At 72.9% G+C, this 23,208-nt stretch carries 19 protein-coding genes and 1 pseudogene; 10 read left to right on the top strand and 10 right to left on the bottom strand.

Features of this window, described 5'->3' with window-relative positions; all coding sequences use genetic code 11:
• Positions 1–121 precede the first annotated feature (121 nt).
• The gene (locus FB454_RS02865; RefSeq protein WP_145822436.1) at positions 122–1,603 is read left to right on the top strand and encodes a hypothetical protein; all 1,482 of its coding nucleotides are present in this window, start codon (positions 122–124) and stop codon (positions 1,601–1,603) included.
• A 37-nt stretch (positions 1,604–1,640) separates the two neighbouring features.
• On the opposite strand, the gene FB454_RS02870 is transcribed toward FB454_RS02865, so the two are convergent.
• Positions 1,641–2,702 (bottom strand): NAD-dependent epimerase/dehydratase family protein, encoded by a 1,062-nt coding sequence (locus tag FB454_RS02870; RefSeq protein ID WP_013287097.1) that lies wholly within the window; start codon positions 2,700–2,702, stop codon positions 1,641–1,643.
• Positions 2,703–2,888: 186 nt separating this feature from the next.
• On the opposite strand from FB454_RS02870, the gene FB454_RS02875 reads away from it, so the two are divergent.
• Both FB454_RS02875 and FB454_RS02880 read left to right on the top strand, forming a co-directional pair.
• Entirely contained in the window at positions 2,889–4,220 is a 1,332-nt protein-coding gene (locus FB454_RS02875; protein WP_145822437.1) for a molybdopterin-dependent oxidoreductase, read from the top strand.
• Complete coding sequence (locus tag FB454_RS02880; RefSeq protein ID WP_071094346.1) at positions 4,213–4,716, top strand: hypothetical protein; 504 nt, start codon at positions 4,213–4,215, stop codon at positions 4,714–4,716. Before FB454_RS02875 ends, FB454_RS02880 begins: the two co-directional genes overlap by 8 nt.
• 156 nt (positions 4,717–4,872) lie before the next feature.
• Here the strand turns inward: FB454_RS02880 and FB454_RS02885 are convergent, their stop codons facing one another.
• The 8 genes from FB454_RS02885 to FB454_RS02920 form a co-directional block, all read right to left on the bottom strand.
• Entirely contained in the window at positions 4,873–5,457 is a 585-nt protein-coding gene (locus FB454_RS02885) for a hypothetical protein (protein WP_013476257.1), read from the bottom strand.
• A 91-nt stretch (positions 5,458–5,548) separates the two neighbouring features.
• Complete coding sequence (locus tag FB454_RS02890; protein WP_013287101.1) at positions 5,549–6,616, bottom strand: lytic polysaccharide monooxygenase auxiliary activity family 9 protein; 1,068 nt, start codon at positions 6,614–6,616, stop codon at positions 5,549–5,551.
• Between the two features lie 296 nt (positions 6,617–6,912).
• A complete protein-coding gene (locus FB454_RS02895) occupies positions 6,913–7,866 on the bottom strand; it encodes an NAD(P)-dependent alcohol dehydrogenase (RefSeq protein ID WP_145822438.1) in 954 nt (317 codons plus the stop codon).
• A 129-nt stretch (positions 7,867–7,995) separates the two neighbouring features.
• Complete coding sequence (locus FB454_RS02900) at positions 7,996–8,754, bottom strand: YwiC-like family protein (protein WP_071098698.1); 759 nt, start codon at positions 8,752–8,754, stop codon at positions 7,996–7,998.
• 5 nt (positions 8,755–8,759) lie between these two features.
• Positions 8,760–10,061 (bottom strand): multicopper oxidase domain-containing protein, encoded by a 1,302-nt coding sequence (locus FB454_RS02905; protein WP_327651943.1) that lies wholly within the window; start codon positions 10,059–10,061, stop codon positions 8,760–8,762.
• 54 nt (positions 10,062–10,115) lie between these two features.
• Complete coding sequence (locus FB454_RS02910; RefSeq protein ID WP_030268140.1) at positions 10,116–11,438, bottom strand: hypothetical protein; 1,323 nt, start codon at positions 11,436–11,438, stop codon at positions 10,116–10,118.
• Entirely contained in the window at positions 11,438–12,565 is a 1,128-nt protein-coding gene (locus FB454_RS02915) for a hypothetical protein (RefSeq protein ID WP_145822440.1), read from the bottom strand. The genes FB454_RS02910 and FB454_RS02915 overlap by 1 nt, the downstream gene beginning before the upstream one ends.
• Positions 12,562–13,320, bottom strand: a complete 759-nt coding sequence (locus FB454_RS02920; protein ID WP_262420890.1) for a helix-turn-helix transcriptional regulator — start codon at positions 13,318–13,320, stop codon at positions 12,562–12,564. Before FB454_RS02920 ends, FB454_RS02915 begins: the two co-directional genes overlap by 4 nt.
• Here FB454_RS02920 and FB454_RS02925 point away from each other — a divergent pair.
• Both FB454_RS02925 and FB454_RS02930 read left to right on the top strand, forming a co-directional pair.
• Entirely contained in the window at positions 13,319–14,116 is a 798-nt protein-coding gene (locus tag FB454_RS02925) for a DUF2249 domain-containing protein (RefSeq protein ID WP_145822441.1), read from the top strand. The genes FB454_RS02920 and FB454_RS02925 overlap by 2 nt on opposite strands.
• 129 nt (positions 14,117–14,245) lie before the next feature.
• A complete protein-coding gene (locus FB454_RS02930) occupies positions 14,246–14,686 on the top strand; it encodes a hemerythrin domain-containing protein (protein WP_013287109.1) in 441 nt (146 codons plus the stop codon).
• 49 nt (positions 14,687–14,735) lie between these two features.
• Here the strand turns inward: FB454_RS02930 and FB454_RS35245 are convergent.
• A pseudogene (locus FB454_RS35245) lies at positions 14,736–14,909 on the bottom strand (radical SAM/SPASM domain-containing protein); the annotation flags it as partial.
• A gap of 234 nt (positions 14,910–15,143) precedes the next feature.
• Here FB454_RS35245 and FB454_RS02940 point away from each other — a divergent pair.
• From FB454_RS02940 to FB454_RS02960, 5 genes are read left to right on the top strand one after another with little or no spacing between them, the layout of a single operon-like run.
• Positions 15,144–18,809 carry a nitrate reductase subunit alpha gene (locus tag FB454_RS02940; protein WP_030268135.1) on the top strand — a complete coding sequence of 1,222 codons (3,666 nt, stop codon included), beginning with the start codon at positions 15,144–15,146 and terminating at the stop codon, positions 18,807–18,809.
• The gene (gene narH / locus FB454_RS02945; protein WP_145822442.1) at positions 18,809–20,506 is read left to right on the top strand and encodes a nitrate reductase subunit beta; all 1,698 of its coding nucleotides are present in this window, start codon (positions 18,809–18,811) and stop codon (positions 20,504–20,506) included. Before FB454_RS02940 ends, narH begins: the two co-directional genes overlap by 1 nt.
• The gene (gene narJ, locus FB454_RS02950; protein ID WP_030498889.1) at positions 20,503–21,123 is read left to right on the top strand and encodes a nitrate reductase molybdenum cofactor assembly chaperone; all 621 of its coding nucleotides are present in this window, start codon (positions 20,503–20,505) and stop codon (positions 21,121–21,123) included. Before narH ends, narJ begins: the two co-directional genes overlap by 4 nt.
• Positions 21,120–21,881 (top strand): respiratory nitrate reductase subunit gamma, encoded by a 762-nt coding sequence (gene narI, locus FB454_RS02955; RefSeq protein WP_123109492.1) that lies wholly within the window; start codon positions 21,120–21,122, stop codon positions 21,879–21,881. The genes narJ and narI overlap by 4 nt, the downstream gene beginning before the upstream one ends.
• On the top strand, positions 21,878–23,173 hold the full coding sequence (locus FB454_RS02960; RefSeq protein ID WP_071098696.1) for a molybdopterin molybdotransferase MoeA: 1,296 nt from the start codon (positions 21,878–21,880) through the stop codon (positions 23,171–23,173). Before narI ends, FB454_RS02960 begins: the two co-directional genes overlap by 4 nt.
• Positions 23,174–23,208: the final 35 nt, after the last annotated feature.

The raw sequence follows: 23,208 nt of genomic DNA on the forward strand, positions 1-23,208 counted from the left end.
CGGCGGTGCGCGCTCGATTCAACCTTACGGAACACTTACCGTGCCGACACTCCTTACCGTCCGGTGACGTACCGGCGAAGCGGCTGACAGCGGAGGAACCGAGCCGTACCGTCCGGTCGACATGAGACCCGGTGCCACCGTTTCCCGCTCGTCCGTCCACCACCGCCTCCCGGATCGACACCGGGGGGACCTGCTGGTGCTGGGCGTCGAGGCGACGCTGCTGGTCACCGCCGTGGCGGTGGGCGCGATGCTCAACCGCGCCGGAGTGGGCCTGCACGCCGACGCCGCGCCGCTCTACGCCACCTGGAGACCGCACCTGGGCTGGGGCACGCCGGCCGCGTTGGCGATCGCCGTCGCGGTGGTCGGCCCCGGAACGCAGTGGGCCCGCACCGCCCGGTGGGGCCCTCTGCTGTCCGTCGGCTACCTGGCGGCGGTCGGCTGGACGCTCGCCCTGGCGCTGGTGGACGGCTGGTCGGCGGGGCTGACGACACGGCTCACCGCGCAGGCGGAGTATCTGCACGAGGTACCCCGGGTCACCGACGACGGGCGGATGCTGGCCGGTTTCGCGGACCGCATCCTGGACTTCCAGCCGGACTCGTGGTCCACCCACACGGCCGGCCATCCACCAGGTGCCCTGCTGGTGTTCGTCGCACTCGACCGGGCCGGCCTGGGCGGTGGCACGGCCGCGGCGATGGCCTGCGTCCTGGTCGGGGCGAGCGTCGTGGTGTCCGTGCCGATCGCCCTACGGGCACTGGGCGCCGGAGGGGCCGCCCGCACGTCGTTGCCGTTCCTGGTGCTGCTGCCCGGAGCGGTCTGGGCGGGTGCCTCCGCCGACGGTCTCTTCACCGGGGTAGTGGCTGCCGGCCTCGCGCTGCTGGCCGTGCGGGGAACCGCGACCGCGTTGGCGGGCGGCGTGCTGCTCGGCTTCGCGCTGTACCTGTCCTACGGCTTCGTGCTCGTCGCGCCCCTGGCTCTCGTCGTGCTCGCGCTGCGTCCAGGAGGCCGGGTTGCCGCGCTGCTCGCCGGTGCGACCGGGGTGGCCACTGTGGCGACGGTGTTCACCGTCGCGGGTTTCCACTGGTGGCAGGGGTACGACCGGGTGGTCGAGCGCTACTACCAAGGCTGGGCGGCCGACCGTCCGTACGCCTACTGGGTCTGGGCGAACCTGGCGGCGCTGCTGCTCTCTGCCGGTCCGGTCGTCGGACCGGCACTGCGCCGCACTCTGCACGCGGCCCGCCGGGCCTGGCGAGGGTGGGACGGTTCCCCGGCACCGGCCGCTTGGACGCCCGGCACCGGCAGACCAGCACCTGGCGGTGACCCGCTGACCCACGTCGCGGTGCGGAACCGGCGGCTCGGCGCGCTCGCGCGACGGGTCGGGACACTGGGGCCGACCGTTCTGCTACCGGCCGCTGCGGTGCTGGCGGTGCTCGCCGCCGACCTGTCGGGCATGAGCAAGGCGGAGGTCGAGCGGATCTGGCTACCGTTCACGGTCTGGCTGCTCGTCGCCGTGGCGCACCTACCCGCCGCGACGCACCGCTGGTGGCTGGCCGGGCAGGCGCTCACCGCCCTCGCCGTCAATCACCTCGTGTTCACCGTCTCGTGAGCCGCCCTGCCGCCGGTGGCGGGCCGGGGCGGGCCGCTCAGACCGACACGGCGGCGCGTTCCCGCAGCGGATCCGTGGCGAAGGCGGCCACCCCGTCGGCGAAGCTGACCCGTGCGGTGTATCCGAGCAGGTCACGTGCGCGGCGAGGGTCGGCGACCACGTGCCGCACGTCGGCCGGCCGGGCACCGCCGACGACCACCGGCGCCGGACCGTCCATCGCCGCCGCCAAGGCGGTGGCGAGATCACCGACTGTGTGCGGCCGGCCGGAGCAGACGTTCACCGGCACCAGGCCGTCCGGAGCCGGAGCGGTCAGCGCCAGCACGTTGGCGCGCGCCACGTCGGAGACGTGCACGAAGTCGCGCTGCTGCAAGCCGTCCTCGTAGAGGCGCGGCGGCCGGCCGTGGGCCAGCGCCGACCGGAAGATCGACGCGACTCCGGCGTACGGCGTGTCGCGGGGCATCCGGGGGCCGTACACGTTGTGGTAGCGCAGTGCCCAGACCCCCGCCCCGGTCTGCCGGCTCCACGCGGCGGCCAGGTTCTCCTGGGCCAGTTTGCTGGCCGCGTAGGTGCTGCGCGGTTCGAGCGGGGCGTCCTCCGGCACGAGCGCGCTGGCGAGTGCGCCGGCGCAGACCGGGCAGGTGGGGTCGTACCGGCCGACGGCGACATCGGCGGCGCGGCGTGGGGCCGGCCGGACGACGCCGTGCCGGGCGCACGTGTATCGCCCTTCGCCGTAGACGACCATGGAACTCGCCAGCACCAGGCGAGACACGCCGGCCCGGTGCATCGCTGCCAGCAGCACCGCCGTGCCGTAGTCGTTGTGGCTGACGTAGTCGGGCGCATCCGACGGGTCCAGCCCGTGCCCGACCATCGCCGCCTGGTGACACACGGCGTCGACGCCCGCCAGCAGATCGTCGAGCAGGTGCGCATCGCGGATGTCGCCGACGACCGGTTCATGGCGGCGGAACCACTCGGGCGGCTCACTCCCGTGCGCCTGGGGCAACAGCGCGTCCAGGCACACCACCTGATGGCCTTGCGCGACGAGCAGGTCCGCGACCTGCGATCCGATGAACCCGGCGGCGCCGGTGACGAGTACCCGCATTGCGTCACGCTAGGTCAGCGGAGAAGCCGCCGGGGCTCGTTCGGCTCCGACGTCAGCACTTCGTAAGGGGACGGCCGGTAAGCCTTCGGTAATGCGGCAAAGCCCGCCCGAGGGCGCCGTTGCCGGTTAGCGTCCTGCACGAAGCCCGTCGCGTCCGGTCCGACGGCCTCGCCGACTGGAGGAACCGTGCCAGCCGACCCGCCGTCCGACGAACCACCTGCCGCCTACCCGGCGCGGCTGTGGCGTACGTTGGACCGGCATCGCCCGCCCGGAGCCGACGCCGCCGCCGACGCGTGGCGCAGTCCGGTGCGTGGTCCCTGGCTGACGTCCGTGTTCGGCGTCGTCCTGCTCGCCACGCTTCCGTTGGTGATCATCACCGGTTTCCTGGACTGGATCGCGTACGGTCCCCAGCTCGGCCAGGCATTTCCCAGCGACGTGGGCTGGCTGCACCCTCCCGTCTTCGACTGGCCGACCCGTCCCGCCTGGCTGTTCCGGCTCACCCAGGGACTGCACGTGACGCTCGGCATCGTGCTGCTACCGGTGGTCGTGGCGAAACTCTGGTCAGTGGTACCCAAGCTGTTCGACTGGCCGCCGGCCCGGTCCGTGGCCCAGGTGCTCGAACGGCTCTCCCTGCTGCTCCTGGTGGGCGGAATCCTCTTCGAGACGGCCACCGGCCTGCTCAACATCCAGTACGCCTACCTGTTCGGATTCGACTTCTACACCGCGCACTGGTACGGCGCCTGGATCTTCACCGCCGCCCTCGTCGCGCACGTGCTGATCAAGCTTCCTCGTACGATCTCCGCGCTGCGCGGCCCGCGCTTCATGCGTACGACGGCGGAGGAGACAGTGCCGGAGCCGCCGGATCCGGACGGGCTGGTGGCCCGCCGGCCCGGCCCGGCGACAATGAGCCGGCGTGGCGTCCTCGCCCTGACCGGGGGCGGCGCGTTGCTGCTGGCCGCGCTGACCGTCGGGCAGGGCCTGGACGGGGTGCTGCGCCGTACCGCGCTGCTGCTACCGCGGGGCCGGCAGCACGACGACGGACCCAATGGTTTCCCGGTCAACCGGACCGCCGCCGCGGCCGGTGTCCGACCCGACGACACCGGTGCTCAGTGGCGGCTGACGGTGCGCGCCGGCAGCCGCACGGTGGAGGTGGACCGCGACGGCCTGCTCGCGATGACGCAGCACACCGCGGACCTGCCGATCGCCTGCGTGGAGGGCTGGTCGACGACGCAGACCTGGACGGGGGTACGGCTACGGGACCTCGCGGCGCTGGTGGGCGCAGCCGGCAGCGCCGTGGCGCGGGTCGAGTCGCTGGAACGGGGCGGCCTGTTCCGTCAGGCCCGGTTACAGGTCAACCAGGTCCGCCACCCCGACTCGCTGCTCGCCCTGAGAGTCAACGGCGTGGACCTCTCGGCCGACCACGGCTACCCCGCCCGCGTCGTCGTGCCGGCGCTGCCGGGCGTGCACTGCACGAAGTGGGTCCGCGACATCACCTTCGAGGACCAGCCTGATGACTGAGTTCCGGCGTGACTACGGCGCCGCGCCCTGGCACCTGCTGCTCCTGCTGGGCTGCTTCGCGGTGACCGGCTGGATTGCTCTGCGGCTGGCCGGAGAACCGGCCGCCGGCCGGATGCTGCTCTGGTTCGTCGGCGCGGTCGTCGCCCACGACCTGCTCCTGTTCCCTTTCTACGCGCTGGTCGACCGGGCGCTGCGCGCCGCGGTGTGCGGCCCCGGGCGCCGATCGGCGCTGAATCACGTGCGGGTGCCCGCGCTCGCCTCCGGACTGCTGCTGCTCGTCTATCTTCCCGGCATCCTCGGGCTCGGCGGCGACACGTACACGGCGGCGACCGGCCTGACCCCGCAGCCGCTGCTGGCCCGCTGGCTGCTGGCCAGCGCAGCGATCTTCGCGGTCAGCGCGGCGTTCTACGCGCTGCGGCACCGTCGTGGCACGCTGCGTCCGCAGCGACGCCGGACTCCAGGACGAGCAGCCCGTCGACCACCGGCGGAGACGTGAGAATCAGGTGATCCGGCGCGACCAGGGGCCGGTCCGACATCCGCTCATGTCCGGTCCTCGTAGCACTTCCCTGCCCGGTGCGGACGCCTTGACCGCTGGCGTTCTCGCCCTCGCCGCCTGCGGCGCCGCGGCGCGGGTATCGGCCGCTCGGCGTGGTCAGAGGCCGGCGGCGGCGTCGTACCGGCGCCGCAGGTCGGCCATCTCCGACGGGGGCAACGCCTCCCTGAGTGCCAGGACCTCGTACTTGTCGGGGAACATCTCCCGTAGCCGGTCGACGAACCTGACGTCGGCGGTCGCCTCGACCACCTTGATGCCGGGAGGCTGGGTGGTCATGTCCATGATCACCGGGCCGACGAGTTTGACCGCCCCGTCCCAGTGGCGCTTCTGTTCGGCGACGCCGCAGAGGTGGAAGCCGTAGACCGTCCGGACGTCGGCCAGGGTGGCGGCCCCGGTGGGCTCGTGGCCGTAGACATGGACTCCGCAGACGACCGCCGGCGCGGCCTGCTCTCCGGCCGGCACCTGCGGGGCGGTGTGCCCGGCGTGCTGGTGATGTGCCGGGTCCGCCTGCTCGAGGGTCGTACGCATCCGGGCCAGGATCTGCCGGCGGAGATCTGCCGGGTCCGTCCTCGGGGTGGTCGAGGTGACCACGGCGGCCACACCGATCGACGCGGCCAGCAGGCACACCTCGATCCACACGACGCGGCTCCGGTACCAGCCGCCGACGCCTACCCGGGAAGTCATGATCGTTCTTCACCTCGTCGCGGTTCCTGATGGTGGCGGAGGGCACCGACGGTGGGGTGGCGCGTGCCGCGCCACCCCACCGCAGATGCTGTTACCGAGCGGTGCAGGTGAGGGTGGGTGTGGAGTTGGTGCCGTTCCAGGAGGCGTTGAAGCCGAAGCTGGTGGAGCCGTTGGCGCTCAGGGAACCGTTGTAACCGACGTTCGACGCGGTGACCGACGAACCGCTCGAGGTGACCGTCGCGTTCCAGGCGTTGGTGATGCTCTGGCCGTTGGGCCAGGTCCATGCCACCGTCCATCCGGAGATGGCGGCGTTGCCGGCCCGGACGGTGACCTCGGCGCCGAATCCACCGGACCACTCGTTGGTCTTGCGGTAGGTGGCGGTGCAGGCACCGTTTCCGGCCGGCGGCGGCGTGGTGGGCGGCGGAGTCGTCGGCGGCGGGGTGGTGGGCGGCGGCGTGGTGGGCGGCGGGGTCGTCGGCGGCGGGTTGCCGCCGCCGCCGAAGATCACGTCACTGCAGAGGTAGTACGGCTGGTCGAGGTGGGACGCCTGCCAGATGGTGTAGACGACGTGCCGCCCGGTGCGGTTGCCCGCGTTCACCTGCGCCTCGTAGAGCCCGGTGGTCGGGTAGCTGCCGGTGCGGAGCACCAGTTCCAGGCTGTTCCAGGTGAGGGGCTGGGTGGTCGGGTCGAAACCCTGCTTCGTGATGTAGATCAACATGTAGTCGGCGCCGTGCTTGGCGCCGTCGGTCAGCGTGAGGGTGAAGTTGTTCGGCATCGGCTTCGCGGTCCACGCGCCGACCGCGTCGAGCGAGGCGTACAGGCCGCCCTGGGTGCGACCGCCGCTGCACAGCTGTCCGTCCGGCACGGCGGCCTGGTGGTTGCCGCCGACGTTCTCGCGGTACAGGCCGTTCCAGTTCCACATGGTGTTCGGGTTGGCCTGCCACGCCTGCCAGCACATCGGGTCGGTCTGGGCCATGGTGGGGTTGAGGTGATCGGAACCCCAGCGCTCCCAGCATCCGTAGTTGCGTGTCGGCGGGTTGGTGACCGATCCGTGCGCCGAGGCCGGATCGGCCTGGTTGACGACGACCATCGTGAACGAGGCGAGGAGAACTGCGACCGCGCCCAGTCCCAGACGGCGTCCTGTCCGTGAGATTTTCATGATGCTCCAGTGGATGCGCCGGCGCCCAGTGGCCCTCGCTGGGTGCCCACCCCGGAGAAGGTGACGCCGATCGATTCAAGCCGTCCCAGGGGTGGACGGCACTGCTGCCCAGCAGCGCATGGCGACTCCCAGCCACGATGTTAGTAAAGACGGCTGTCAATGTAAATTGATACCGGCGTATCGGGTCAGACCGCGAGGGCCGCGCGTACCTCACGCTCCGCCGTTACTCCCCCTCGCCGTGCGAGGTGACCCGGCCGGATTCGAGGACGTGGTAGCGGTTCGCCGGATACCGCTGGTCAGACGACGGTCACGATGACTTTCCCGAGGGCTCGGCCCTCTCCGACGTGGGCCAACGCCTCGGGCACCTCATCGAGGGTGAAGGTCCGGTCGATGTGGATGGTGAGGTCACCCGTGGCGCAGAGGTCGGCCACCGGTTCGAAATGCGTCGGCCCTTCCTTGACGGCGAGCACACCCAGGCGGCGGTGGGTGAGCCGGCCGGCCGCGGCACCGATCGTCAGTACGCGGAGCAGCGCCGGGACCGAGCCGCCGACGCACCGGTAACGGCCGCCGGGGGCCAGTGCCCGGCGGTAGTCGAACACCGACCGGTGCGCGACCAGGTCGAGGATGAGGTCGTACGGGCCGCTGCGGGTGAAGTCCTGGCTGCGGTAGTCGATCACCTCGTCCGCGCCGACCGATCGCATGAAGTCGAGCTTGCCGACGTTGTCGACGCCGGTCACCTCGGCGCCGAACCGCTTGGCGACCTGAATGGCGAATGAGCCGGATCCGCCGCCGGCACCGTTGATCAGAACCCGTTTTCCGGCTGCCGCGCCTTGAGTCCCTTGCCATGCGATGACTCCCGCCTGCGGAATCGCTGAGGCCTCGGCGTAGGTCAGGGCGGCGGGCTTGTGGGCCAGAACCGACTCGGGAGCGATCGCGTACTCGGCGAAGCCGCCCTTGAGCATGAGGTTGTCACCGTACACCGCGTCACCGGGCCGGAACCGGGTGACCGCCGGGCCGACCGCATCGACCCGGCCTGCGATGTCCGAACCGAGTGTCCGGCGTGCCGGTGAGCGCAGCCCACCGATGCGCGAATACAGCGGCGAGCCGCGCAGGGTCTCCCAGTCGCTCAGGTTGACCGAGGTCGCTGCGATCTTGACGAGCACCTGCCGGCCGGTGGGAGACGGCTTGGAGACGTCCTCGATCCGTAGCACATCCGGCGACCCGTACCGGTCGTACACAATCGCTTTCATCCACGCACCCCTAGCCCTTCACCCAGGCGCTCCGGCCGCACTATGCCCACGGCCGGCCGGCAACGGCCTCTTGGTAGCAGACAGAGACAAGGGATCAACCGCCTCCACGTATGGGACGTTGCGCAAGGATCAGAGCGTCGCCAGCACCCCGGCCAGAACGACCAGGCAGCACCCGATCTCGATCATCCCGACCTGCACAGGGCGGAGCCGGCGTGCCGGCAGCAGCGCGGCCCGGAGCAGGAGCAGCAGGAAGACCGGACCGAGCAGCACATCCAGCAGCCAGACCACGGCGGCCAGGGCGAGCACGTGGTATCCGACGGAGAGACGGAGGAAGCGGCTGTCACCGCGTTGCCGGATCATCGTCTTGACATAGAGGACAGTGCCGAACAAGTAGAGCAGGAGCACTGCGAAGGCCGGGGTGACCCGGGTGACGGACACACCGGCGATGGTCGCCGCGACGAAGACCAGCAGGCAGCTCTGCGCCACCGAGGCCAAGTCGTTGAGCAGGGCCCGTTCCCGGCGACGCCAGGCGTATCCGGCGTTGACCGCCAGCAGCGCGGCGTAGCCCGGGGCGTACCAGAGGACGGCGGGCCGGGCGAGCGCCACAGTCGCCGCGAGCGGCGCCGCCAGCAGGCCGTACACCAGCAGCTGGGGGGTGAAGCGGCTCGGCCGACGGCTCTTGATCGCCTGGAAGGCGTAATACGACAGCAGGTAGCCGGTCAGCCAGGCGCCGAGCAGCGGCAGGTGCGGCCAGCGCGGGCCGGCCAAGGCCACCCCCACGGTGTACGGCAGCAGGAGCATCGCCCACGCGCCGTGCTGGGGTGGGACGAACTGCCGCACGCGGCGGCGGCGCATCGCCGGGCGGTCGGCTACGACAGCGGTGTTCATGGTGGTCACCGGACCTCGAACAGGCCACGGGCGCCGCGCTCGGCGTCGACCATGGCGTGGCTGACGAACGGGTAGTGCCCGGCTGCGGGGAAGACCGTCTCCACGAAGCCGCCGCCGGCCGGGGTGAGGGACAGCACCTGGGCTCCGCCGGGGTCGGTCGGCCGGTTCTCCCAGTGCCCCTCCCGGTAGACGGTGTCGAACTGGGCGCCGACGATGTGGAACGAGCTGTCTCGGTTGGGGCCGGCGTCGAGCAGCCAGACTCGGACCCGTTCACCGGCCCGGGCGGGCAGCGGACGGTGCGCGTACTGGGCGGGGTAGCCGTTGAAGACGACGGCGTCGGGGCGCTCCGCCTGCATCGCGGCCAGGTCGCCGGGCTCGCCGTCCGGGCCGAGGTAGAACTCGGACTGGACGAGCACGTACTCGCGATCGACGCGGGGCAGGTCGGGCGGGTCGACGATGACCGCACCGTACATCCCGTTGCCGATGTGGTGCAGCATCGGCATGGTCGAGCAGTGGTACATCCAGATGCCGGCGCGGGTCGCGGTGAACCGGTAGGTCAGCCGCTGCCCGGGGTCGATCGGGCGCATCACCTCGTCCGGGGCGACGGCACCGGCGTGGAAGTCGATGCCGTGGTCCAGGGTGCCGTCGTTGACCAGGGTGATCTCGAAGGTGTCGCCGACCCGGCCGCGCAACACCGGGCCGGGCACGGTTCCGTCGAAGGTCCACAGCCGCTGCCGTACCCCGGGCGCGACCTCCCGGACGACTTCCCGGACGTGCAGCTCCCGCCGGTGCAGCCGGCCGGGCGGCGCGGGCGGCGCGGTGGCGTCCCGGGCGACGAAGGCCGCGCCAGGGTCGGCCATGGCATCGAGGCGCGGCCTCGTTCCCTCCGTCGCCACGGCCGTCCCTGTCGGAGCGGTCACCGTGGCCCCCGTCGGGACGATCCGCAGTGTCATGCCGGCCTGCCGGTGGGCGGGCAGGGAGCACCAGCCCTCCACCCTCGCCCCGATCACGCCGGCGTCCAGCCGGGCGTCGCCGTCCCGCGTCAGCAGCGGTGTCCTCGCCCCGGAGGCCAGGACGAGGTCGTGGCGGCGGTTGTCCCGGTTGGTCAGCTCGATGACCAGTCGATCGCCCCGGGGCACGTCGATCCGGTCGGGGTGGAAACGCATGCCGTCTGCGACCACTGTGACCGTGGTGGTGTGCCCGGTCGGGGTGACGGCGGTGGCGGCGGCGGGGACGGGTGCGTCACCGGAGACGCGTTGGGCGGCGACCCCGACGAGGACGGCGACGAGGACGAGGGCGAGACCCACGGCTGCTCCGCCGAGCGGGCGGGGCACGGGGGCTTCGGTGCGCGCGGACACGGGTTACCTCCGGGCGGTGAGCAGGACCCGCACGGCCGGCACGAGGAACTGCACCAGCGCGGCGAGGACCAGCAGTGAGGTGGTGATGCGGACGAACGGCGGGGTGGGCAGGACGAGGACCAGCAGGGCGGCGTTGGTCATCGCGACGCGCTGCGGGCCGTGCCGCTCCAGCAGGGCGGCGCGGCGGCGCACCGGCGCGGGTCCGCCGCCGAGCACCACGGGCAGCAGGTGGGTCAGGGCTCCGACGAGGACCTGGGCGACGAAGCCGACCAGCAGCGGGAGCAGCACCGCACCGAAGCGGTCGGCCGCGCCGGCCGGGTCCGCAGGGGGCAGCAGCGTCGCGGCGTCCACGGCGAGAGCGACCATCAGCCAGCCGCCGGCCGCGGCGAGCGACCAGGACGCGAACGCGTACGGGGGGCGGGTGCGCGCGACGGCCAGCGCGGGGCGCAGGGCGATCAGCGCGCCGAGGGCGAACAGGCTCAGCCCGGCCGCGGCGACCACCCGCCACCAGGCGAGCAGGCCGACGCCCAGCAGGACCAGTCCGGTCGTCGCCACCGGCAGCGCGACGGTGGCGGCGCGGACCGCACCGTCGGCCATCCGGGTACGCAGCACGGTGGGCCAGAGCGTCAGCAGCGTCCCGAGGACGGTCAGCGTCACCCAGCCGAGCAGGTTCACGTGCGCGTGGAACAGCAGCAGCCGGGGGCGCAGCGGGTCGTCGATCACCAGTATCCCGGCGCCGACCGGCACGCCGGCGAGCAGGGCCACGGTCGCCGCCAGGTAGTAGCGGACCGTGACGGAGAACCGGGCCGGCAGGGCGCGGCGCAGCCGGTGGGTGAGCGCGACGAGGTGGGCGGTCACCGCGACGAAGACCAGCGTAGCGCCCGCCACGCCCAGCCAGGGGCGGTCGGCCGTGCCGCCGGTCAGGACCGCCAGCACGCCCACGTTGAGCGCGGCCAGCCGGGCCGCCTCGGCGCGGCGGCGGTCCGGGGCGGGGGCACGCAGCACGGCGGCGGCGAAGTGGGCGCTCCACACCACGACGGCGTTGCTGACCGCACCGAGCAGCAGCAGGTGGATGGCCGTCCAGCGCCACGCCGGGAGGAACGGGTGGACGAAGGCGAGCACGACCAGCCCGGCCAGGTAGGCCAGCGGCAGCGCAGCGACCCGGCGGTGCCAGCCGGCCCGCCGAAGGCCCGCCGCCACGGCCGGAGCGGTCGCCGGGCCGGGGGCCGGGGCGGCGGGACCGGCCGACGCGACTGCCGAGACGGTCGGCCCGGCCCCCGGGCCCGAGGACGCGGTCGGGGCGGAGTCGCCGCGGGTGCCGGCCATCACCGCACCGCCGGCACGACCGGCGGGACGGCCGCCGTCCGGGTCCGCCGCCGGGCGGCGCGGACCAACGCGGCCACCACTCCGCCGACGAAACCGAGCACCGCCAGGACGTTGCCGACGCCGCCCCAGCGCCACCCGGCCGGCACGCCGAGCACGTCGCCGACCAGGACCCGGATCGTCAGGGTGGTGTGCAGCAGGGCGAGCGGGGCGTACAGCCACGGTCCGTAGGGCAGTGGGCGGCGAAGCACCGCCGGCAGGATCACCGGAGCGTGCGCGAAGATCATCGACATGGTGAAGCCCAGGAAGACCAGGTGCAGGGTGGCGTCGTAACGGGAGCCGCCGGTGACCGGCCCGGCACCGGCCCACAGCAGGCCGGCCAGCGCCAGCCAGGCGTACCCGGTGAGCAGGCCGACCGCGACGTAGCGGGGCAGGCCGACGGCGCGCACCGTGCGGCGGGCGACGTCGCAGACCACCAGCCAGGCCACCGTCGCGAGCAGGCCGACCCCGAAGAGGTACGCCCCGACGGCCGGCCAGAGCGCGGTGGCGGTGGCGCCGGCGGTCAGCATGCCGAGGGCGGCGAGGAACCAGCCGACGCCGTGCCGGGGCAGCGTGAGGTGAGCGAGTTCCAGACGCTCCCCGGCGATGGTGGCCACCACGAAGGTGGCCAGCCAGGGCACGATCTCCGGCACGCTGAGGCCGGCGAGCCAGAGGAGGGTGGCGGCGTACCAGCTCAGCGCGCCGGTGACCTGGGCCAGCAGCGCCGGGCCGGGCTGCCGCCACCACAGCCGCTGGTAGATCAGCAGCAGCAGCACCGAGGCGAGCATGAGCAGCAGCCGGCCGGGCAGGCTCGGCCCGGTCAGCACCAGCAGCACCGCTCCGGCGCCGGAGCAGGCGGGCGCGAGCAGGGCCCACCGGGTGCCGAGGGCCACCGCGCGTTCCAGCGCCACCAGGGTGCCGACGAAGCCCAGCACCATCAGCGGGCCGTGCACCTGCTCCAGTGGGACGTGAGGCGCGGGCACCGGCAGGCCGAGCAGCAGCAGGGCGGCGTAGAGACCGCTCACCAGGGCGAAGCCGCCCGCAGCGAGGACGGAGAGCCGCCACTGTACGGCGATCGGCCGTGGGTTCATGCCGGCTCTTCGGTGATATTCGGCAGGGCCAGCCGCACCACGCAGGCGTCGGGTGCGCCGAAGGGTTCGAGCACGGCGCCGGCCGGTGAGGCACCGGCGTGTTCGAGCGTGCCGCGGACCACGCCGACGTGCAGGGCGCAGATCGCGTCGGGGTTGCGGTTGACCAGCTCCAGGAAGGGACAGGTGTGCAGGTGGATCTCGGTCGCCCCGTCGGCCGTCCGGTGTCGGCGGGGACTGAAGCCCAGCCCGCGCAGGACGTCGAGCAGCGTATCGACCGGCTCCCTGCCGGGCGGGGTGGCGGCGGCGAGGTGGCGTCCCCAGTCCTGGCCGGCGCGGGTGGCCTCCGCCCGGACGTCTCCGTGGCCCCGCCGCGACAGGTGGTCGAGCAGGGCGGCGGCGAGTGCCCGGTACGGCGCGGGGGCCGGGGCCTCCGCGACGGCCACCCGGTAGCGCCACGCCGGCCGTCCGGGCTGGCCCCCACTGGCCCGCGCCTTGACCAGCAGTCCGGCGTCGACCAGGCGGTCGAGGTGGGCGCGGGCGGTGGACAGGTGCAGGCCCGTCCGCTCCCCCACCTCGGCGATCGTCATGCCGGCGCCGGCGGCGCGCACGAGCTCCAGGATCGAGGCCCGGCTGGCGGTGCCGAGAGCCCGGTGGCGCTGCGGGTCGATGGTCTCGCCGACCGGCCCTGTTCTCGGGGTTTCCACGTTAGATAACGTTACAACGTCGTTCAACCGCAAAACCCTGGAGGGTTCCATGTCCGCCTCACGCTCCCCGGCCGACCGCGAGGCCGCGCAGGCCGTCGTCCGGCACCACGCCCAGCTCGCCGCCGACCTCGACCGGCACGTCGGAAGCCTGCTGACCGCGGCCGACCAGGGTGACGCCGCCGGCGCGCTCCGGCACCGCGACGAACTGCTCCGATGGCTCCGCGACGAACTGCTGCCGCACGCGCACGCCGAGGAGGACTCCCTCTACGCCGCCGCCGGTGAGCGGGCCGAGGGTGCGCTGCTGGTCCGGGGCATGCTCGACGAGCACCAGGCGATCACCGGCCTGGTCGCCGAGCTGGAGACCGGCAACCGGCCGGTACGCCTCGCCGGCACCGCGCGCGCCCTCGCCGCGCTCTTCGCCGTCCACCTGGCCAAGGAGAACGACCTGGTCGTCCCGCTGCTGGTGGACGCGGCCGACGTCTCGCTGGCGAAGTTGCTGGAGGGGATGCACGATCTGCTCGGCTCCTCGGAAGTCTCGAATGGCGGCGGGGGTGGCTGCGGCTGCGGTGGTGACCGGGCACCGGCCGACGCGCCGGCCCCGACCCTCACCATCGATCCCCGGCTGGACGTCCGGCAGCTCCCGCACGACCAGCGCCACGCGCGGGTGCTGGCGGCGCTGGAGGCGCTGCCGGCCGGTGGAGCGCTGGTGCTGGTCGCCCCGCACGCACCCCGCCCGCTGCTGGCCGAGGTCGCAGCCCGCTACGGCGACGGCATGACCAGCGAGTGGCTGCAGGACGGGCCGGACGTGTGGCAGATCCGGCTCTCCCGCCGGCCGGTGACGGTCTGAGCAGTCTGTCGGTGCCAGGGCGGTGGGGATCAGGGCCCGCCGTCCCGGCGTACCGGGCCGTCCGGCCCTGCTGACGGAGGTTGCCGGTGCGCACGATGGAGTCGCCCACCCTCGTGGTCAGGAGACGAAGTGTGCAACTACTGCGGCTGTCGGGAGTTCCCGCTGATCGGCCGGCTCTCGGCCGAGCACGAGGCGATCGCGAACGCGGCCGGCCGGCTGCGCGGCGCGGTGCGGGCCTCCGGCCCGGACGCCCTGGTGGCGCTGGACGCGCTGCTGGCGCTGCTGATGCCGCACACCTCCACTGAGGAGGACGGCCTCTTCGTGGAGCTGCGGGCCGAGGGCAGCCTGGCCGGGGCGGTGGCGAAGCTCTGCGCGGAGCACGACGACATCCACGGCGTGCTCGGCGGCGTCGACCGGGCCGACCCGGACTGGCCCGCAGTGCTGGCCGCCCTGGACCGGCTCCACCGGCACATCGACAACGAGGAGCACGGTCTCTTCCCGGCCGCGGTGATCGCGCTGCCGATCCCGGCCTGGGACCGGATCACCCCGGCGGAGGCGGCGGCCAGGTGAGCCGGCCCGGATGTCGGCCGCTGCCGACGCCGCCCCGCGGCTACCGGCGGTGCGCCTCGGTGGTCTTGACCGGCACGGTCTCGCCGAGGTCGTAGAGGGCGTCGAGCACGTCCTCGGTCTGCCCGCGTCGCGGCCGCCCAGCGCGGCCCCACCCGGCCGGCACCAGGAAGAGCACGCTCCACAGTGGCCCCCGGTCCCGAACCTGCCCGGCGATCTCCGGCAGGGTGACACCGAGACGGCCGGGCCCCGCTCCGTGCCCCGCCGGTGACCGCCCGACCGGGCCCGAAGTCCCGCCACGGACCCGCAGGTACAAAGCCGATGATCTCGGGACTTTCGGCCCGGTTTCCCGAGGTTGTACGTCGGCACCATGGCCAGGACGCCCTCGCTCGGGGTTGCGCTCCGGCGCATCTGCCGAGAACGTGGGGCAGTACGGCCATCTATCGAAGGAATGAGGCGTATGTCGCGAGCCACCGATAGTGCGGGGCGGGCGCTGCTGGCCGTGGGCGGCCTCGTACGCCGGGCCGAGGTCTCCGCCGACGGCCGGACATTGCACCAGATCGGCGGCCGGGAGGCGGACGCCTTCTACCGGGACCGCTGGTCCTACGACAAGGTGGTGCGCTCCACGCACGGGGTGAACTGCACCGGCTCGTGCTCCTGGAAGGTGTACGTCAAGGACGGCATCATCACCTGGGAGCAGCAGCAGACCGACTACCCGAGCGTCGGGCCGGACCGGCCGGAGTACGAGCCTCGGGGCTGCCCCCGGGGTGCCGCCTTCTCCTGGTACACCTACTCCCCCACCCGGGTGCGCTACCCGTACGCGCGGGGCGTGCTGGTGGAGATGTACCGGGAGGCCAGGGGCCGCCTCGGTGATCCGGTGGCCGCGTGGGCAGACATCCAGGGCGACCCGGAACGACGCCGCCGCTACCAGAAGGCCCGCGGCAAGGGCGGCCTGGTGCGGATCACCTGGGACGAGGCGCAGGAGATGGTCGCCGCCGCGCACGTGCACGCGATCGCCGAGTACGGCCCGGACCGGGTCGCCGGCTTCTCCCCCATCCCGGCCATGTCGATGGTGTCGCACGCCGTCGGCGCCCGGTTCCTGTCCCTGCTCGGCGGCTCGATGCTGTCGTTCTACGACTGGTACGCCGACCTGCCGGTGGCCTCCCCGCAGGTCTTCGGCGACCAGACCGACGTGCCCGAGTCCGGGGACTGGTGGGACGCCTCCTACTTCGTCATGTGGGGCTCCAACGTCCCGGTGACCCGCACGCCGGACGCACACTGGATGGCCGAGGCGCGCTACCGGGGGCAGAAGGTCGTGGTGGTCAGCCCCGACTTCGCCGACAACGTCAAGTTCGCCGACGAGTGGATGCCCGCCCAGCCGGGCACCGACGGCGCCCTGGCGATGGCGATGGGGCACGTCATCCTCAAGGAGTTCTTCGTCGACCGGCGCACCCCACGCTTCGTCGACTACGTCCGCAGGTTCACCGACCTGCCGTTCCTGGTCACCCTGGAGCCGGGTGCCGACGGGGCGTACCGGCCGGGCAAGTTCCTCACCGCCGACGACCTGGGCGAGACCGACAAGGAGGCGGCCTTCCGGACGGTGCTCTGGGACTCGGCCACCGACGCTCCCGCCGTGCCGCGGGGCAGCCTCGGCCACCGTTGGGGCGAGCAGCAGGGCCAGTGGAACCTGGACCTGGGCGACCTGGAGCCGGCGCTGACCTGCCTCGGGGCGGGCGACGCGGTGGAGGTGGAGCTGCCTCGGTTCGACACCGACACCCCGCAGGCGCTGCGCCGGGGCGTGCCGACCCGCACGGTGCGGGGCCAGTTGGTGACCAGCGTCTTCGACCTGGTGCTGGCCCAGTACGGGGTGGGCCGCGACGGCCTGCCGGGCCAGTGGCCGACCGGGTACGACGACGTCGAGGCGCCGTACACGCCGGCGTGGCAGGAGCCGGTCACCGGAGTGCCGGCGGCGCAGGTGGCCCGGGTCGCGCGGGAGTTCGCCGACAACGCGGACCGCTCCGGCGGACGGTCGATGATCCTGCTCGGCGCCGGCACGAACCACTGGTTCCACTCCGACGCCACCTACCGGGCGATCCTGGCGCTGGTCACCCTCACCGGCTGCCAGGGGGTCAACGGCGGCGGCTGGGCGCACTACGTGGGGCAGGAGAAGTGCCGCCCGGCGACCGGCTGGGCGCAGCTCGCGTTCGGCCTGGACTGGGTCCGCCCGCCCCGGCAGATGATCGGCACCGCCTTCTGGTACGTGCACACCGACCAGTGGCGCTACGACACCTACTCCGCCGACGTGGTCTCCTCCCCCACCGGCACCGGCGCGTTCGCCGGCAAGCACACCATGGACCTGCTGGCCCAGTCGGCCCGCTCGGGGTGGATGCCGTCGATGCCCACCTTCGACCGCAGCCCGCTCGACCTGGCCGACGAGGCTCTCGCCGCCCGGCCGGACGACCCGGCGGGCTGGGTGGCCGAGCGGCTCGGCGAGGGCGACGTGAAGTTCGCCTGCACCGACCCGGACGCGCCGGAGAACTGGCCACGGGTGCTGACCGTCTGGCGGGCCAACCTGCTCGGCTCGTCGGCCAAGGGCAACGAGTACTTCCTGCGGCACCTGCTCGGCACCGACGCGAACCTGCGCGCCGAGGAGGCGCCGGAGGAGTTGCGGCCCAAGGACGTGACCTGGCGGGAGGAGGCCCCGGAGGGCAAGCTCGACCTGCTGCTGAGCCTGGACTTCCGGATGACCTCCACGACGCTCTTCTCCGACATCGTGCTGCCCGCCGCCACCTGGTACGAGAAGCACGACCTGAGCAGTACCGACATGCACCCGTTCGTGCACGCCTTCACCCCGGCGATCAACCCGCCGTGGCAGACCCGGACCGACTTCGACGCCTTCCACGGCATCGCGAAGGCGTTCTCCACGCTCGCCGGGCCGCGGCTGGGCGTACGCAAGGACCTGGTCGCGGCGCCGCTGCTGCACGACACCCCGGACGCGATGGCGACCCCGCACGGCCGGGTCCGCGACTGGGCGGCGACCGGGGAGACCCCGGTGCCGGGCCGGACCATGCCGAAACTGGTGGTGGTCGAGAGGGACTACGGCGCGATCGCCGACAAGATGGCCGCGCTCGGGCCGCTGATGGACACCCTCGGCACCACCGGCAAGGGCTTCTCGGTCGACGTGCGGCCGGAGGTCGAGTATCTGCGCCACAAGAACGGTGAGGTGCGCGGCGGCGCCGCGGACGGGCGGCCGTCGCTGGCGAAGGACACGCACGCCTGCGAGGCGATCCTGGCGCTGTCGGGCACCACCAACGGGCGGGTCGCCACCGCGGGCTTCCGGGACGTGGAGAAGCGCACCGGGGTACGCCTGGCGGACCTGGCGGCCGAGCACGAGGGCAAGCAGATCACCTTCGCCGACACCCAGTCCCGCCCGGTGCCGGTGATCACCAGCCCGGAGTGGTCGGGCAGCGAGCACGGCGGCCGGCGCTACTCCCCGTTCACCATCAACACCGAGCGGCTCAAGCCCTGGCACACGCTCACCGGCCGGCAGCACTTCTTCCTCGACCACGACTGGATGCACGAGGCCGGCGAGGCGCTGCCGATCTTCCGGCCGCCGTTGGACATGCACAAGCTCTTCGGCGAACCGAGACTCGGCCGCAACGGGGAGCTGGAGATCACCGTCCGTTACCTCACCCCGCACTCGAAGTGGTCCATCCACTCCGAGTACCAGGACAACCTGATCATGCTCACGCTGTCCCGGGGCGGGCCGACGATGTGGATGAGCGAGGCCGACGCGGCGAAGATCGGCGTCCGGGACAACGAGTGGATCGAGGCGGTCAACCGCAACGGCGTGGTGGTCTGCCGGGCCGTGGTGACGCACAAGATGCCCGAGGGCACGGTCTACATGTACCACGCCCAGGAACGGGTGATCGACGTGCCCAAGTCGGAGACCAACGGCCGGCGCGGCGGCATCCACAACTCGCTGACCCGGCTGCTGGTCAAGCCCACCCACCTCATCGGCGGGTACGCGCAGCTGTCCTTCGCGTTCAACTACCTCGGCCCGACCGGCAACCAACGCGACGAGGTCACCGTGATCCGCCGCCGCTCCCAGGAGGTGCAGTACTGATGCGGGTCATGGCACAGATGGCGATGGTGATGAACCTCGACAAGTGCATCGGCTGCCACACCTGCTCGGTCACCTGCAAGCAGGCGTGGACCAACCGCTCCGGCGTCGAGTACGTCTGGTTCAACAACGTGGAGACCCGCCCCGGGCAGGGCTACCCGCGCACCTACGAGAACCAGGAGCGCTGGCAGGGCGGCTGGGTGCGGACCCGCTCCGGCAAGCTCAAGCCACGCTCCGGTGGCCGGGTGAAGAAGATGTTCAGCATCTTCGCCAACCCGAAGCTGCCGTCCATGCAGGACTACTACGAGCCGTGGACGTACGACTACGAGCACCTGATCAACGCGCCGGCCGGCGAGGACACCCCGGTGGCCCGGCCGAAGTCGCTGCTCACCGGCCAGGATACGAAGATCACCTGGAGCGCCAACTGGGACGACTCGCTCGCCGGCGGCAACGAGATCGCCGCCGGTGACCCGGTGCTGGCGAAGGTCTCCGGCCAGGTGAAGCAGGAGTTCGAGAAGACCTTCATGTTCTTCCTGCCGCGCATCTGCGAGCACTGCCTCAACCCGTCCTGCGCGGCCTCCTGCCCGTCGGGGGCGATCTACAAGCGGGCCGAGGACGGCATCGTGCTGGTCGACCAGGACCGCTGCCGGGGCTGGCGGATGTGCGTGACCGGCTGCCCCTACAAGAAGGTCTACTTCAACCACCGCACCGGCAAGGCCGAGAAGTGCACCTTCTGCTTCCCGCGCATCGAGATCGGCCAGCCCACCATCTGCTCCGAGACCTGCGTGGGGCGGCTGCGCTACCTCGGGCTGATGCTCTACGACGCCGACCGCGTCGCCGAGGCCGCCGCCATCGCCGACGAACACGACCTGTACGACGCGCAGCGGTCGGTCTTCCTCGACCCGCACGACCCGGCCGTGGTCGCCGCCGCCCGCGAGGCCGGCATCCCGGACGACTGGATCGACGCCGCGCAGCGCTCGCCGATCTGGGACCTGATCATGCGCTACGAGGTGGCGCTGCCGCTGCACCCGGAGTACCGGACCATGCCGATGGTCTGGTACATCCCACCGCTGTCGCCGGTGGCCGACGCGCTGCGCGAGACCGGCCACGACGCGGAGGAGGCCGGCAACCTCTTCGGGGCCATCGACGCGCTGCGCATCCCGGTGGAGTACCTCGCCGAGCTCTTCACCGCCGGCGACCCGGAGCCGGTGCGCGGGGTGCTGAACCGGCTCGCCGCGATGCGCTCCTACCAGCGCCGGATCAACCTGGGCGAGGAGCGCGACGAGTCCATCGCCGCCGCGGTCGGCATGACCGGCGCGGAGATGGACGAGATGTACCGGTTGCTCGCCATCGCCAAGTACGAGCAGCGGTACGTCATCCCCGCCGCGCACGCCGAGGACGCGCACCGGCTGGAGAAGATCGCCACCGAGTGCAGCCTCGATTACGAGGGCGGCCCCGGGATGGGCGGCGGCGGCCCGTACGGCCAGGGGCCCTTCGGGGAGTCCTCCGGCACGCCGGTGCCGGTCCAGGTGGAGACCTTCCACATGCTGCGCGACCGGCAGACCGCGGAGGACTTCACCGACCCGGGCGACGAACCCCGCCGGGTCAACCTGCTCAACTGGGACGGCAAGGGCAGCCCGAAGGGCCTCTTCCCGCCCCGCAGCCGCGAATCCGCACCCGTCGACGGAGGTAACCCGTGAGCCGGCCGACCTGGCGGGCGGTGGCCGCCCGCGCGGCGTCCCTGCTGCTGCGCTATCCCGAAGAGGAGGTCCTCGCAGCGCTGCCCACCGTGCGGGCCGCGCTCGACGGCCTGCCGGCCGAGGTCGCCCGGCCGCTGCGCGAGGTGGTCGCCCACCGGGAAGCCGCCGCGCCGGTCGACCTGCGGACCGCCTACGTGGAGGTGTTCGACTTCCGGCGCCGCTGCTGCCTGCACCTGACCTACTACACCTGCGGCGACACCCGTCGCCGGGGTGAGGCGCTGGTCGACTTCGCCGCCGCGTACAAGGCGGCCGGACTGACCGTCGTCGACGGCGAGCTGCCCGACTTCCTGCCCGCCGTCCTCGACCTGGCCGCCGCCGACGACGACGGGTGGCGGCTGCTGCGGGAGAACCGCGTCGGCCTCGACCTGCTGGTCGAGGCGCTGGGGCGGGAGAAGTCGGTGTACCGGCAGGCCGTCGCCGCCGTCCGGGAGATGCTGCCGCCCGCCCAGCCCGGGGACATCGCCGCCGCCGCCCGGCTGGCCCGCACCGGGCCGCCGGTGGAGCAGGTCGGACTCGAACCATTCGGACTGGTCGACACGACTGGAGGACGCCGATGAACATCCTGCTGTGGGTGGTGTACCCGTACCTGTCGATCGCGATCCTCGTCGGCGGCCTGATCTGGCGCCACCGCTACGACAAGTTCGGCTGGACGACCCGATCCTCCCAGCTCTACGAGAGCAGCATCCTGCGGTGGGGCAGCCCGCTGTTCCACTTCGGAGTGCTGATGGTCCTGATCGGACACATCGGTGGCCTGGTGGTCCCGAAGTCCTGGACCGAGGCGGTCGGCGTCACCGAGCACACCTACCACCTCATGGCCGTGTTCATCGGCACGGTGGCCGGCTTCTGCACCCTGATCGGGCTGGGCATCCTGGTCGCCCGCCGCCGGTTGACCGGGCCGGTCTTCGCCGCCACCACCCGCAACGACAAGGCGATGTACGTGGTGCTGGCGGGGGTGATCGTGCTGGGCCTCTGGGCCACGGTGCGGGCCAACGTCGCCGGCCCCGGCTACGACTACCGGGAGACCATCTCCCCGTGGTTCCGGTCGCTGTTCTACCTCCGCCCGGACCCGGAGATCATGGCCGGCGTCCCGGTGGGCTTTCAGATCCACATCCTGGCCGCCTTCGCGCTCTTCGCGTTCTGGCCGTTCACCCGCCTCGTCCATGCGTTCAGCGCCCCGGTCGGCTACGCCACCCGCCCCTACGTCGTCTACCGCAGCCGGGACGACCGGCCCGGACTGCGGCCGACCCGCCCCGGATGGGAGGGGCCGCCCCGGCTGCCCACCCCGCGCGGCGGTCGGACCCGCTCACGCCGGTGACCACCGCACCGCACCACACCGGCAGTCACCATTCGTCCCGACCAGCGACGGAGTGGGCCGCGGCGCGGGCGCTGGCCCACCGGCTCCCCGCTCCCCTGCCCGCGGAGTCGGTACCGCTGGCCTCCGCCGCCGGCCGGACCCTCGCGGCGCCACTGGTCGCGGCGGTCCCGCTGCCCGGGTTCGACAACTCCGCGATGGACGGATACGCGGTGCGTGGTCCGGGCCCGTGGCGGGTGGTCGGCCAGATCCTGGCCGGTCGCACCCACGCCGTCGCGCCCCTGGTCGAGGGGACCGCCGTAGAGGTGGCCACCGGCGCTCCCGTCCCGGGCCGGGCGGACCGGGTCGTGCCCTACGAGATCGCCGACCGGATCGGTGACGTCCTGCGGGCGGTGCCGGGCGACCGTCGGCACATCCGGTGCGCGGGCGAGTACGCCGCCCGCGGTCAGGAACTGGTGCCCGCGGGTTCGCCGGTCACGCCGGCGGTGCTGGGGCTGGCCGCGAGCGTCGGCCTCGACCACCTCACCGTCCGGGCCCGGCCCCGGGCCCGCCTGTTGATCAGCGGCGACGAGGTGGTCCACGCCGGCCGTCCCCCGTGGGGCAGGGTCCGGGACGCGATCGGCCCGATGCTGGCCCCGCTGCTGTCCGCCTGGGGAGCGGACCTCCTCGGTCCGCGGATGGTCGGCGACCAGCCCGACTGGTTCGCCGAGGCGATCGCGGACAGCACGCGAGACGCCGACGTGACGGTCGTCTGCGGGGCGTCCTCCGTCGGCCCGGCGGACGGGCTGCACGCGTCGCTGCGGCACCTCGGGGCCGTGGCGCACGTGGACGGGGTGCGGTGCCGGCCCGGGCACCCACAGGTCCTGGCCCAGGCCGGGGCCCGCTGGATCGCCGGCCTGCCGGGCAACCCGTACGCGGCGCTGGTCGCCGCGCTCACCCTGATCGACCCGCTGCTCACCGGGCTGGCCGGACGGCCGCCGGCCGATCTGGACACCGCCGTCCTCACCGATCCGTTGCGCCTCGACGAGCGGAACACCCGGATCGTGCCGGTCCGGCGCGGCGCGCGGGGCCTGCGGCTGGTCGACGGGGCGCACCCGGGATACCTGGGCGCGGCGGCGGACGCCGACGCGCTGGCCGTGGTGCCGCCCGGTTGGCGCCCCGGCACCCCGGTCGGTCTGCTCACCCTGCCGTGGCAGGTGGGACGTCCTCCTGGGCCGGGTCTTCCGGCCCTGCCGGGGTGGGTTGGCTCGAGCGAGGCTCGTACCGGTGAAGCGGACCGCCGCATTCCCCTTTGACGCCGCGACAGCAGCACGACGATCCCGACGGAGTT

This window comes from Micromonospora sp. CNZ297 (assembly GCF_007827625.1).